The organism is Herbiconiux sp., assembly GCF_023264895.1.
GTDB lineage: Bacteria > Actinomycetota > Actinomycetes > Actinomycetales > Microbacteriaceae > Herbiconiux.
Genome location: NZ_JAHFUY010000113.1, coordinates 1 through 12231 on the forward strand (window position 1 = coordinate 1; position 12231 = coordinate 12231).

At 71.7% G+C, this 12231-nt stretch carries 16 protein-coding genes; 10 read left to right on the forward strand and 6 right to left on the reverse strand.

Features of this window, described 5'->3' with window-relative positions; all coding sequences use genetic code 11:
• On the reverse strand, positions 1-876 hold an 876-nt coding region (locus Q0D57_RS17280; protein WP_291046362.1), incomplete at its 3' end, for a PucR family transcriptional regulator ligand-binding domain-containing protein.
• Between the two features lie 80 nt (positions 877-956).
• Here Q0D57_RS17280 and gabT point away from each other — a divergent pair.
• From gabT to Q0D57_RS17305, 5 genes are all read left to right on the forward strand, one after another.
• Positions 957-2369: a 4-aminobutyrate--2-oxoglutarate transaminase gene (gene gabT, locus Q0D57_RS17285; protein ID WP_291046365.1), complete on the forward strand. Its 1413-nt coding sequence runs from the start codon at positions 957-959 to the stop codon at positions 2367-2369.
• Positions 2366-3973 (forward strand): aldehyde dehydrogenase family protein, encoded by a 1608-nt coding sequence (locus tag Q0D57_RS17290; RefSeq protein WP_291046367.1) that lies wholly within the window; start codon positions 2366-2368, stop codon positions 3971-3973. The genes gabT and Q0D57_RS17290 overlap by 4 nt, the downstream gene beginning before the upstream one ends.
• A complete protein-coding gene (locus tag Q0D57_RS17295; protein WP_291046370.1) occupies positions 3970-5184 on the forward strand; it encodes an acyl-CoA dehydrogenase family protein in 1215 nt (404 codons plus the stop codon). The genes Q0D57_RS17290 and Q0D57_RS17295 overlap by 4 nt, the downstream gene beginning before the upstream one ends.
• Positions 5185-5275: 91 nt before the next feature.
• The gene (locus Q0D57_RS17300; protein ID WP_291046373.1) at positions 5276-5614 is read left to right on the forward strand and encodes a tryptophan synthase subunit alpha; all 339 of its coding nucleotides are present in this window, start codon (positions 5276-5278) and stop codon (positions 5612-5614) included.
• A gap of 58 nt (positions 5615-5672) precedes the next feature.
• Positions 5673-5966 (forward strand): Fe-S cluster assembly protein HesB, encoded by a 294-nt coding sequence (locus Q0D57_RS17305; protein ID WP_291046376.1) that lies wholly within the window; start codon positions 5673-5675, stop codon positions 5964-5966.
• Between the two features lie 102 nt (positions 5967-6068).
• Here Q0D57_RS17305 and Q0D57_RS17310 read toward each other — a convergent pair whose 3' ends face one another.
• Both Q0D57_RS17310 and Q0D57_RS17315 read right to left on the reverse strand, forming a co-directional pair.
• Positions 6069-6347, reverse strand: a complete 279-nt coding sequence (locus Q0D57_RS17310; protein ID WP_291046378.1) for a hypothetical protein — start codon at positions 6345-6347, stop codon at positions 6069-6071.
• A gap of 125 nt (positions 6348-6472) precedes the next feature.
• Entirely contained in the window at positions 6473-6658 is a 186-nt protein-coding gene (locus Q0D57_RS17315; protein ID WP_291046381.1) for a hypothetical protein, read from the reverse strand.
• Positions 6659-6747: 89 nt separating this feature from the next.
• Here Q0D57_RS17315 and Q0D57_RS17320 point away from each other — a divergent pair, with 89 nt between their 5' ends.
• Complete coding sequence (locus Q0D57_RS17320; protein ID WP_291046384.1) at positions 6748-7257, forward strand: tetratricopeptide repeat protein; 510 nt, start codon at positions 6748-6750, stop codon at positions 7255-7257.
• Between the two features lie 100 nt (positions 7258-7357).
• Positions 7358-7846: a hypothetical protein gene (locus tag Q0D57_RS17325; RefSeq protein ID WP_291046387.1), complete on the forward strand. Its 489-nt coding sequence runs from the start codon at positions 7358-7360 to the stop codon at positions 7844-7846.
• Here the strand turns inward: Q0D57_RS17325 and Q0D57_RS17330 are convergent.
• Positions 7836-8060 (reverse strand): DUF1653 domain-containing protein, encoded by a 225-nt coding sequence (locus Q0D57_RS17330; RefSeq protein WP_291046389.1) that lies wholly within the window; start codon positions 8058-8060, stop codon positions 7836-7838. The two genes, Q0D57_RS17325 and Q0D57_RS17330, sit on opposite strands and share 11 nt — an antisense overlap.
• 111 nt (positions 8061-8171) lie before the next feature.
• Positions 8172-8903, reverse strand: a complete 732-nt coding sequence (locus Q0D57_RS17335; RefSeq protein ID WP_291046391.1) for an SDR family oxidoreductase — start codon at positions 8901-8903, stop codon at positions 8172-8174.
• Between the two features lie 117 nt (positions 8904-9020).
• On the opposite strand from Q0D57_RS17335, the gene Q0D57_RS17340 reads away from it, so the two are divergent.
• From Q0D57_RS17340 to Q0D57_RS17350, 3 genes are all read left to right on the forward strand, one after another.
• Entirely contained in the window at positions 9021-10013 is a 993-nt protein-coding gene (locus tag Q0D57_RS17340; protein WP_291046392.1) for a LacI family DNA-binding transcriptional regulator, read from the forward strand.
• 268 nt (positions 10014-10281) lie between these two features.
• Entirely contained in the window at positions 10282-10878 is a 597-nt protein-coding gene (locus tag Q0D57_RS17345; protein ID WP_291046395.1) for a sigma-70 family RNA polymerase sigma factor, read from the forward strand.
• Positions 10875-11717: a hypothetical protein gene (locus Q0D57_RS17350; RefSeq protein ID WP_291046397.1), complete on the forward strand. Its 843-nt coding sequence runs from the start codon at positions 10875-10877 to the stop codon at positions 11715-11717. The genes Q0D57_RS17345 and Q0D57_RS17350 overlap by 4 nt, the downstream gene beginning before the upstream one ends.
• 123 nt (positions 11718-11840) lie before the next feature.
• Here the strand turns inward: Q0D57_RS17350 and rraA are convergent.
• The coding region (rraA, locus tag Q0D57_RS17355) for a ribonuclease E activity regulator RraA (RefSeq protein WP_291046399.1) at positions 11841-12231 on the reverse strand (391 nt) is incomplete at its 5' end.

The window sequence follows — 12231 nt, forward strand, 5'->3', positions numbered from 1 at the left end:
GCCGGCCAGCACGAGGCCCGTCACGACCGCACCCACCCGGTCGTCCGCATCCCGCCGCCGCTCGCGGGCGCCCTCGCAGACCCCGAGCAGCGCCGCCGCGGTGAGCAGCACGTGCCGATCGGGCCGCTGCTCGTCGTCGGCGGCTCCCACCGCGAGGAACCCCGCCGAACGGCGGCCGTCCATCACCGCGTGCCCGATCACCACGTCACCGCCCTGCGGGAAGGTCGCGCCCGTGTGCGGACCGAGCGACCTCAGCCGGCCGAGGCCCGCCACGATCCCGGCGAGCTCCGCCGCAGCCGTGGCCGGGCGCACGAGGGCGACCTCGCCGTCGAACGAGACGTACGCCGCCCAGCCGCCCACCCCGCGCGCGAGCCGGTCGAGCAGCAGCCCGGGGTCGTCGTCGGCCGCGGCCTGCGCGAGCGCCGTCTGCACCCGCAGTCGCGACGACAGGTCGGCGAGCTCGAGCCGGCTCACCACCTCCCAGTAGCCGCGCGAGATGCGCTGGAACGGCACCCCCGGCGGCACCACGAACAGCGGCAGCCCGGCCGCCCGGCAGGCCTCGGCGAGGCCCGGTTCGACGGCGTCGGTGCCGGCACCGAGCCCGAGCCCCAGGGCCACGACGCCCCGGCCCACCAGGCGGTCGACGTAGGGCACCGGATCGGCGGTGCGCGCGAGCGGGATGCCCGTGGTGAGCAGCAGTTCTCCGCCCTCGAGGTAGGGGGTGGGGTCGTCGAGCTCGGAGACGTGCACGCCGCGCACGAGGGGCCGGCCGATCCGGCCGGGCTCGGCGAGGCGCAGCTCGGTGGAGAACAGGTGTGCGAGCTCCTCGAGGGTGATCCCGCGGGGGCCGGTCTCGGAGAGGTCCACAGTAGTCATGGATGAATCATCCACCACGGCGGTGCGCCTGAGCGAATTGCACAGCCGCGATGTCGGGGTGATGAGCTTATGGTTTCGGCATGTCCTCCGCATCCGAGACCCTCATCGCCCCGAGCCTGTCGCAGAGCCGACTGCCCCAGAGTCGACTGCCGCAGAGCCGACTGCTCCGCACCGAGCTCCCCGGCCCCGTCTCCCAGCGCCTGCACGCCGAGCGCCGCGAGCACGTCTCGAGCGGCTTCGGCATCGCGCTGCCCGTGTTCGTGGAGCGCGCCGATGGTGCCGTGCTCGAGGACGTCGACGGCAACCGCATCCTCGACCTCGCCTCGGGCATCGCCGTGACGAGCGTGGGCGCGGCCAACCCGCTCGTGCAGCAGGAGGTCGCCGCCCAGCTCGCGCGCTTCACCCACACCTGCTTCATGGTCACCGAGTACGACGGCTTCGTGAAGGTCTGCCGCTGGCTCAACGAGAACACCCCCGGCGACTTCGACAAGCGCACCGCACTCTTCTCGACCGGTGCCGAGGCGGTGGAGAACGCCGTGAAGATCGCGCGCGCCGCCACCGGGCGCCCCAACGTGCTCGTGTTCGACGAGGCCTACCACGGCCGCTCGCTCCTCACGATGGCGATGACCGCCAAGCCCGCTCCCTACAAGAACGGCTTCGGACCCTTCCCCGAGCACGTCGTGCGCGCCCCGAACGCCGTCGCCCTGCGCTGGCCGGGCGATCCGGAGCGGGTGGCCGAGGAGGCGCTCGCGGAGGTCGAACGACTGCTCGCCGAGCACGGGGCCGACACGTTCGCCGCCCTCGTGATCGAGCCCATCCAGGGAGAGGGCGGGTTCCTCGTGCCCGCGCCGGGGTTCCTCGCCGGGCTCCGCGAGCTCGCCACGCGGCACGGCATCGTCTTCGTCGCCGACGAGATCCAGGCGGGCATGGGCCGCACCGGCCGGATGTTCGCGATCGAGCACGAGGGCGTCGTGCCCGACCTCGTCATCAGCGCCAAGGCACTGGCCGGCGGGCTCCCGCTCAGCGCGGTCACGGGCCGGGCCGAGATCATGGATGCGCCCTCGGTGGGCGGGCTCGGCGGCACCTACGCCGGAAACCCGCTCGCGTGCGCCGCCGCCCTCGGCGTCTTCCAGGCCTTCGAGGAGGAGGACCTGCTCGGCCGCGCCGTCGCCATCGAGCAGACGGTGCGGGCGGCGCTCGAACCCCACACGGGGCCGGCGTCGGTGGTGGCGGAGGTGCGCGGGCGCGGCGCCATGATGGCTGTGGAGTTCGCTCAGCCCTGGACGCTCGAGCCCCTGCCCGAGCTCGCCAAGGCCGTGGCGGCCGACTGCCTCGCCCAGGGCGTGCTCGTGCTCGTCTGCGGCACGCACGGCAACGTGGTTCGACTGCTCCCTCCCCTCGTGATCGAGGATGCGCTGCTCGACGACGGCCTCGCCGTGCTCACCGCCGCCGTCGCCGAAGCGCAGCAGCGGTTCCTGGGGGCGCACGCGTGAGCCTCGCCGAGCGCGAGGACGAGCGGCCCGCCGCGTCGACTGCGTCGCCCAGTGCGTCGCCCGCCGCCGATCCGAGCTACGACCCGGCCACCGGCGAGATCCGCGGATCGGTCGCGCACACGCCGCCCGCTCGCGTCGACGCCCTGCTCGAGGCGGCGGCGCTGGCCGCGCCCGTGCTCGCCGCCTCCTCGCCCGCCGAGCGCTCGGCCTGGATCGACGCCGCCTCGGCCGCCGTGCTCGAGCACGCCGACGAGCTCGTGCAGATCGCCGAGGAGGAGACCCGGCTGGGGCTCCCGCGCCTCCCCGGCGAGCTCGAGCGCGCAGCCACCCAGGCCCGCTTCTACGCCGGCGTCGCGGTCGAGGGCTCCTACCTCGACGTGCGCCTCGACGACGCGCCCGCCGGTTCGCTCGCGCGCTGGAACGTGCCGCTCGGGCCGGTCGCGGTGTTCGGGGCGAGCAACTTCCCCTTCGGCTTCGGCGTCTTCGGGCACGACGTCGCCTCCGCTCTGGCGGCCGGATGCCCCGTGGTCGTGAAGGCGCATCTGGCGCACCCGAGACTGAGTGCCGCCCTCGCCGAGGTCGTCGGCACGGCGCTGAGGGCGGCCGGAGCTCCGGAGGGCGCCTACGCCCTCGTCGTGGGCTTCGACGCCGGGCTCCAGATCGTCGACGACCCCCGCATCGCCGTCGTCTGCTTCACCGGCAGCCAGGCCGGCGGCCTGGCGCTCGTGGAGCGAGCAGCGCGCCGCGGAGTGCCGGTGTTCGCCGAGATGGGGACCGTCAATCCGGTGTTCGTGAGCCCGGCGGCCGAGGCCCGACGCGACGAGATCGCGGCGGGGTTCGTGGGCTCCTACACGCTCGGGGCCGGACAGTTCTGCACGAAGCCGGGCCTGCTGCTCGCGCCCGCCGGCCAGGGCTACCCCGACGCCATCCGGTCGGCGCTCGACGGTGTCGCGCCGGCGCCGCTGCTCACGGCGGCGATCGCCGCGCGGTTCGGCGAGACCGTCGCCGGGCTGCACGCGGCCGCCGGCTCAAGCGCCCCCGTCGCCGATCCGCTGGCCGGCTTCTCCGTCGCTCCGGCGCTCGTGACCGCGCAGATCGGCGACCTCACCGAGGGCTCGCCGCTCCTCGAGGAGTGCTTCGGCCCCGTCGCCGTGGTCGCCGAATACGAGAGCGTCGACGAGGCCCTCGCCGCGCTCGCCCGCCTGCAGCCCTCGCTCGCCGCCTCGGTGTTCACGTCGGCCGATCCGGAGCCCGGCGAGCCCGGCGAGCCCGACGAGCCCGACACCGCAGCCGCCTCCGCGGTCCGGACCCTCATCCCCCGGGTCGGCCGTGTGGCGGTCGACGCCTGGCCCACCGGTGTTATCGGCACCTGGGCCCAGCAGCACGGCGGACCCTGGCCCGCGACCTCCCGCCCCGAGGCCACGAGCGTCGGCGCCGGTGCGCTCGACCGCTTCCTCCGGCCCGTCACGGTGCAGAATGCGAGAGCGGGATTGATCCCGGCGTTCGTCAGCCGCGAGAATCCCTGGAGCATCCCCCTGCGCATCGACGGCCGCCTGCACCTGCCCCGCCCCGCATCCGCGCCCGAAACGGAGACCACCCCATGAGCACCACTTCCACCCCCAGCACCCCCACCCCCGGCCCCGCGGTCGCCGCCGGCATCGATGTCGCCGACCTGCTCGAGCTCGACGCCCTGCTCACCCCGGAGGAGATCGCCACCCGCGACAGCGTGCGTGCCTTCGTCGACGCCGAGGTGCGGCCGAACATCTCCCGCTGGTTCGACGAGGCGGTCTTCCCGCGCGAGCTCGTGCCCGAGATGGGTCGGCTCGGCCTTCTCGGCATGCACATCCAGGGCTACGGATGCGCGGGGCGGGGCGCCGTGGAGTACGGTCTCGCGGCGCTCGAGATGGAGGCGGGCGACTCGGGCCTCCGCACCTTCATGAGCGTGCAGGGCTCGCTCGCCATGAGTGCGATCAACAAGCACGGCAGCGAGGAGCAGAAGCAGCAGTGGCTCCCCGGCATGGCCACGGGCGAGACCATCGGATGCTTCGGGCTGACCGAGCCGGCCGCCGGCTCCGATCCGGGTTCGATGAGCACGTTCGCGCGCCGCGACGGCGACGACTGGGTGATCTCGGGCTCGAAGCGGTGGATCGGGCTCGCCTCGATCGCCGACGTCGCGATCATCTGGGCGGCGACCGACGAGGGCATCCGCGGTTTCATCGTGCCGACCTCGACCCCGGGCTTCACCGCGACCGCGATTCCGGCGAAGCTGTCGATGCGCGCGTCGATCCAGTGCGACATCGAGCTCGACGAGGTGCGGGTGCCGGCCGACGCGCTGCTGCCGGGCGCGCGCGGGCTCCGCGGTCCGTTCGAGTGCCTCAACGAGGCCCGCTACGGCATCTCGTGGGGAGTGCTCGGAGCCGCTCGCGACTCCTACCTCACGGCCCTCGACTACGCCCGCGACCGCACGGTGTTCTCGCGGTCGCTCGCGAGCTTTCAGCTCACGCAGCAGAAGCTCGCCGAGATGGCGCTCGAGCTCACCAAGGGGCAGCTGCTGGCGCTCCGGCTCGGGCGACTCAAGGAGCAGGGGTCGCTGAAGCCCCACCAGATCTCGCTCGGCAAGCTCAACAACTGCCGCGAGGCCATCCGGATCGCCCAGACGGCGCGCACGATCCTCGGCGGCAACGGCATCACCACCGAGTTCTCGCCCATGCGGCACGCGGCGAACCTCGAGAGCGTGCGCACCTACGAGGGCACCGACGAGGTGCACCTGCTCGTGATCGGCGATGCTGTGACGGGGGTGCCCGCGTTCCGCTGAGCCACGCCCTGGCTGCACTGAACCGACAGCCCGCGCTCCGCTGAGCAACGCTCGAGTCGCACCTCGGGGCCCTCGCGTTTAGGCTCGTTGCGTGAACCACGAGCATCTCCCCCGCGGGCGCGCGAGCCTCGAGGTGCTGCGCGCCGAAGCGGCCGACGAGCTCGACACGATCGTGCACGAGCGGCTGCTCGCGGGTGAGGATCCGTGGGACTTCATGGAGGAGCTGCCGACCGTCGACGAGCTCGTGGTCTACCTGCTGCGGGCCGACACCATCAACGAGAACGGTGGTCAGCGGCCGAACGCCGCACGCAACTACCGGGTGCTCCGCCAGATCGCGCTCGAGCATCCGGCGCTCACCCGCACGGTGTGGCGCGTGATCGGCGACGACTCTCTGGGAGTTGTCGCAAAGCTCCCGCACCCGGGGTTGTGACCTCGGGCGGCAGCGACGAAGGTGGATGACTTCTGATCGCTAGCCGGAAGGAGAGCTCATGCTCACCCTCACCGAAAACGCCGCAGTCGTCGTCACCAATCTCGCCGACCGAACCCTCGGAGCCGCGCCCGATGCGACCGAGGCGGGTCTGCGCATCTCCGCCGCAGAGGCGGGCAACAACTTCGAGGTGGCGGTCGCTCCGCGGCCCGAGCCCACCGATCAGGTGATCGAGAGCGCGGGCGCCCGGGTGTACCTCGAGCCCACCGCCGCCTCGGCGCTCGACGACAAGGTGCTCGACGCGCAGGTCGACGAGGGCGGCTCGGTGCGGTTCTCGCTGGCGCAGGCGGACTAGCGCCGCAGCGCAGAACTCGTCGACGGGATCCGTCGCACCCGCCTTCTGGGCTGGGCGCGGCGGGTCTCGTGGTTTAAGCCGTGCGGGCGCGTGCCCGCCTGTTCAGGAGCGGCGAAAGGCCCCGACGAGTCGCTGCCAGGCGCTCGGCTTCGAGGCGGCGATGGGGCCGCCGAACTCCGAGCCGCCGGCGAGCTCCTGCACCTGCACGTGCTCGGTGAGCAGGACGGTCGAGGCCTCGGGGCGAACGGCGCCGCCGCCGCTCATCGAGGGGCGGCCGCGGGCGATCCAGTCGAGGTAGGCGGCATACGGATCGGAGTCGGGCTCCGAGAGCCCCACGGGAACAGGCACGGGGCTCGCCCGGCGATAGTTCTGTCGGCCCATCGGTACACCTTCCTCCCAGAATCGTCCTCCGAGAAGCGGATGCGGCGCATCCACCTTCAGAATTCGTTACCAGTTCGTTTCATGTGGACAGCACGTTCGAACCGTGCGTTCGCATGAAAGGAGGTCTAGGCAGCGCGGCTGCCGGCGAGCTCGTCGTGGCGCTGGTCGCGCTTCTCGTCGTGGCGGCGGTCGGAGGGCAGCACGCCGTCTCCGGAGCAGTCGCCGCAGAGGTCGACGACGTCGTCGAAGAAGGACTGGCGAGGGTCGGCGCCCGACCCGTCGCATCGTTCACACGTGTCAAAGATGTTCATGCGCCCATTGTGCGCGGCACCACCGACATCGGGTGGTGCCACGCCGCTGGCAGCCGGTTGTCCAGCATCCGCTGAGGCAGGATGGAGGCATGGACGACTGGCAGGCCCGCGCCGACGCACTGTGGGAGCGCTTCGACGAGTTCGAACCCGAGGCCTTCGTGGAGGCCATGCGGCGGCTCGTGGCCGAGCTCCCCGAGGGTTCGGCGGTCGGTGCGTTCGAGCTGGCGGGTGCCTACGACTCGACGGGCGGAACCGACAGGGCCGTTCCCCTCTATCGTGAGGCTCTCTCGCGCACGACCGACGTCGCCGGTTCCGGCGAGCGCGCCACCGCCCTCGACGCGTCGCAGCGGCGCCAGGCCACCATCCAGCTGGCGAGCTCGCTGCGTGCTCTCGGCCACGTCGACGAGAGCATCGAGCTCCTGACCGCCGAGCGCGCGGCGACCTCCGACGAGCTCGACGACGCGGTCACCGGATTCCTCGCGCTGGCCCTCGTGCACGCCGGTCGCGAGCGCGAGGCCGCGGCGCTCACGCTCACGGCGCTGGCTGCGCACCTCCCCCGCTACCGCCGTTCGCTCACCGCCTACGCCGCCGAGCTCTGACGGCGGTTCCGGCGTCGCATGGGGAGTTCTCCCCATGGGCCGAGCGGATGCCCCTGCCTAGGCTCGAAGGACATCACCGAACGGCGACGGCAGGGCACTCATGGCACGCGGACACACAGACGACTCGAACGCCGCTGCTGCTGCCGCTCCGGCGGGTGCCTCCGCCGATGAGCAGTTCGACGAGTTCCTCTGGGACATCGACCTCACGGCCCGTCGGCCGCGGGCGGCGCGCGTCCACCGGGAACCCCCTCACCGCCCGTCCGCTCCCCCGGCGTCTCGGCTTCCTCCGCCCGAACGCCTGCCCGTCCGGAAGCCCGAGCCCACCCGGCAACCCGAGCCCGTCCGGCCCCCGGTCGACCCCATCTCGCCGCCGGCATCCGATCCCCACGCCCACACCCACCCGCGCTACCGCTCCGCGCAGCCGAGCGCTCCGGCCGAGGCACCGCGGGGCGGTCGTGGTCGCTTCTTCCGCCCCGAGCTCGAGCCGGGCTGGCGCCGTCTGGCGGCCAACCCCTACCTCCAGCTCGTAGCCGGCACGCTCCTGGCGAGCGCCACCGCCTACCTGGTCGTCGTAGCCCTCACCCGCTGACGCGCACGAACCGGGGCCCGCTGTAGCCGTCGCGCTCCACGTGCTCCACGAACATCGCGAGCGGCCGCACCCACAGCCCCCGCTCGCCGTACAGCGGCCGGTACACGACCACGGGCTCCTCGGTCTCGCTGTCGCGGGCGACCCCGACCACCTCGTACCGGTTGCCCTTGAAGTGCTCGTACACACCGGGTTCGAGGGTCTCGTCTGCGCTCACCCTGCGAGCCTAGACGGGCCGCTTCGCTCTCGGCGCCCGCCGATGCCGCCATGCACGACCTCGGAGCCGGCGCTTCGTCACGCCGACTCCGAGATCGATCGCCGATTCCGGTCAGCTGCCCTGGGCCGCACTCCACATCGCGATCTGCGAGGTGCGCACGCGGCGCGGCTGCTGCAGCGCCTGCACGATCGACAGCGCCACGTCGGCCGGCATCAGCACGTCGTCGAGCCAAGCGTCTCCCTCGGTGCGACCGCGCCCGATGGCGAACTCGGTGCTCACGGCCGCCGGGCACACGGTCGTGACCCGGATGCCGGACTCCCGCAGTTCGCGATCGATCGCGCCCGCGAAGATCACCTGGGCGCCCTTCGTGCCCGCGTAGACGGCCTCGTCGGCACCACCGCGGATGCCCGCGACCGAGCTCACGATCACGATGTCACCTCCGGCCTCGAGCATGGCGGGGACAGCGGCGCGCACGCTCCACACCGTCCCCGTGAAGTTGGTGTCGATCATCTGCCGCATGTCGTCGTCGCTGCCGTCGAGCACTCCGCCGTAGGCGCCGATGCCCGCAGACGCGACCAGCGAGTCGAGCGAGCCGAACGTCTCCGTGGCCGCCTGCACGAGGGCGTTGCTCGTGGCGGGGTCGGCGATGTCGCCGGCCACCCACACCACGGAATCGCTGCCGAGCTCGGTCTCGAGCTCGACGAGGCGCTCCTCGCGACGGGCGGTCAGGGCCACCCGTGCACCTTCGGCCACGAGCTGACGGGCGACCTCGCGGCCGATGCCGGAGCTCGCCCCCGTGATGGCAACGACGGTGCCGGACAAGCTGCGGGTCTCTGCGGACATGATGATGCTCCTGTTCCTCGGGGTGATTCCCGGGTTGTCTGGGGGTTTGCTCGGCAAACGTTTTCCGGCTTCGCGTCCGAACCTACGCGCAGGGCATACTGAGCGCAAGGAGGTGCCATGGACCAGGCCCCGCACCGTGTCACCATCCGCGAGGTCGCAGCGGACGCCGGGCTGTCGATCTCCACGGTCTCCCGTGCCCTCACGGGCTCCCGCGCGGTGCTGCCCGAGCTCGTCAGAAGAGCGCAGGACTCCGCATCGAAGCTGGGCTACCGGGCCGACACCGTGGGTCGGTCGCTCCGCACCCAGCGCACAGGCACCTTCGGTCTCGTCGTGCCCGATCTCACCAATCCGTTCTTCCCCGCACTCGTGCAGGCCCTCGAGCACGCTGCACGATCTCGCGGACTCAGCATCCTCATCGCCGACACCGGCAACGACCCCGAGGCCGAGGCCGCGGCGATGAACACCCTCCTCGACCGTCGTGTCGACGCCCTGCTCATCTCCCCCGTCGACCTCGAGGCGAGTCGTGAAGGGCTCAGCTCAGCGGCGTCGACCGTGCCGGTGCTGCAGATCGATCGCGTGATCGACGAGGGGATCCCGTTCGTGCGCGTCGACCAGGAGGCGCCGGTGAAGGCGCTCGTGGAGAGGATGATCGCGGCCGGGTGCCGGCATCCGGCGTTCATCGGGCAGGATCCTCGCATCGCGACGTCGCGGGAACGCGAGGTCGCGTTCGCTCAGGTGATGTCGGAGCGGTTCGCCGGAGAGCCGCTCCGCTCGGTCACGGGGGGCACGTCGCCGCAATCGGGTCGGGCCGCCGCCGAGTCGCTCCTCTCCCGCTGGCCCGAGATCGACGGGGTGGTCTGCGCCAACGATCTCATCGCGGTCGGGGTGCTGGAGCACGTGCGCGCCGGCCCGGCCGCGCAGCGGATCGCCGTCTCGGGATTCGACGACACCCTCGTGGCTCAGGTGCTGGATCTCACCTCGGTGCGTCAGCCCGTGCAGCAGCTCGCCGACATCGCGATCGCCGCCGCGGCCGATCCCGAGCGCTCCGCCCTGCTGACGACCCGTGCGGTCGTGGCATCCGAGGTCGTCTTCCGCCGTTCGACGGACTGAGGGGGAACGACCAGCGCGCACGTGAGTTCCGAGCCCGCCTCCTGACAGACACCACCAGGAAACACCGCCCTCGGTCGCGAAGCGTGCGGCGACTTGACAGTAGGTGCGCTCATTCAAGTCGACTTGACCCAAGTTGTGCCAAGTCGCGGGTTTTGCGCGCAACTTCTGCCAAGTGGACGAGCTCCCCAGGGCCGCGCCAGCGCCCCTTAAGACCACAACGCGATCCCCGTGAATGGAACCGATCGACGAGTGGCGACATTCTCTTAACGTGACCACCACCGCGCCCGACGACGAAGCCGCCAGATGGGACTCCGCCCGTGCGGGCGATCCCGAGTCCTTCGGCGTCATCTTCGACCTGCACCGCAACCGCGTCTTCCGTCAGGCGCAACGGATGTCACCCACGATCCATGACGCCGAAGACGTCACCGCGGCAACCTTCCTCGAGGCCTGGAGACGACGCGAATCCGTCCGCGTGGTCGACGGATCCGTCATCGGCTGGCTCCTCGTCACGGCCAACCACCTCGCCCGGAATCTCGACCGTTCTCGTCGCCGGTACCGGAGTCTTCTCGAACAGATGCGAGAGTCCGAGCACGGCACGGACCCCGCGGACGAAGTCGCTGCTCGACTCGACACTCACGCGATGACGGCCCGCGTGCGCGACGGCTTCGCCCGCTTGTCGAAGCGGGACCAGGACATCATCACGCTCTGCCTCGTGCAGCAGCTCTCCACAGCCGACGCCGCGACGGTGCTCTCCGTCCCACCTGGAACGGTGAAGTCCCGCCTCTCCCGGGCGAGACAGCGCCTGGCACGCGACGTGCTGGCCTCACTCGACAAGGGAACCGCACACACCGGAGGTGCTCGATGACCGGACAGGATCTGGACCCGCAGCTGTCCGCCTCGATGCGCCGGACGATCCTGCAGCATGCTCGCACCAGCCCCCGGAGGTCGCGGTCGCCGCGCCACTGGGCGACGATCCTGGGAAGCATCGCGCTGCTCACAGGCGTCGCGGCGACGGCCACAGCGATCATCGTCACGGGCCTGCCGAACTCCGTTCCGGCTCCACCCGTCGCGAACACTCCGACCTCGACCGCGACCACGTCTCCGCCACCACCGACATCGACCCCGACACCCGCGCCGGCCACCACTCCGCCGCCGACACCGACACTGCCGCCGGCACCACCCCAGGTGGACGCCACCGACCCCAGCACCTGGATCATCGGCTTCGACGGAGTCGGTCCCGTCGAACTCGGCTCCTCGCTCGAGGAACAGCGGCAGCTGCTGCCGGCCTTCGACGACATCACCGACCCGCTCTGCGTCACCGGCTACCTCGACCTCCAGGCACCGAGCGGCTTCGCGCTCCGCTTCGTGAGCGCGCCCGACGGACCGGTCACCGCCGCCATCACCTTCGGCAACGGTGGAGCGGAGGGTGCGGATGATCGCGCGATCACTCCGACGACCGCTGAGGGCATCGGCATCGGCTCGACCGAGGACGAACTGCTCACGGCGTATCCGGACATCGAACTGACCGGGACCTACCAGAGCGACGACTTCCCCTACTACGGGATCACCGACGGCACGGGCGGCTGGATCGTCTTCGCCTTGATCGACGACCGGGTGAGCAGGATCCAGATCGCGCACGAGAACACGCTGCCGATCGAGAACGTCAGCGTGAAGACCATGCCCTCGGAGCGCTGCCCCGCCTGAGAGCGAGACGCTTGATCAATGCCCAGAACTCGCCAGCACCTCATCGCCGCCGCCGTGCTCGCCCTCGCGCTCGCCGACTTGACCCAAGTTGTGCCAAGTCGGCGCTCTTGAGCGCACCTACTGTCAAGTCGCGTGCTGTCGCCGCTCGACGAGGATGCCGTCGTCGTCGCTGACGAGGGTGGCGCCGGGAGCGAAGGTGACGCCGTCGACGGTCAGCACGACATCCACCTCGCCCTCGCCCGCCTTCGAGCTCTTGCGGGGATTGCTGCCGAGCGCCTTGATGCCGAGGGGGATGCCGCGGAGAGCCCGCCGGTCGCGGACGGCTCCGAAGATCACGACACCCGCCCAGCCGTTCGCCACGGCGGCGGCCGCGATCAGGTCACCCATGAGCGCGGTGCGCAGCGAACCGCCGCCATCGACCACGAGCACCGCCCCCTCCCCCGGCGTGGCGAGCACCTGCTTCACCAGCCCGTTGTCCTCGAAGCAGCGGACGGTGCGCACCGCGCCGGCGAAG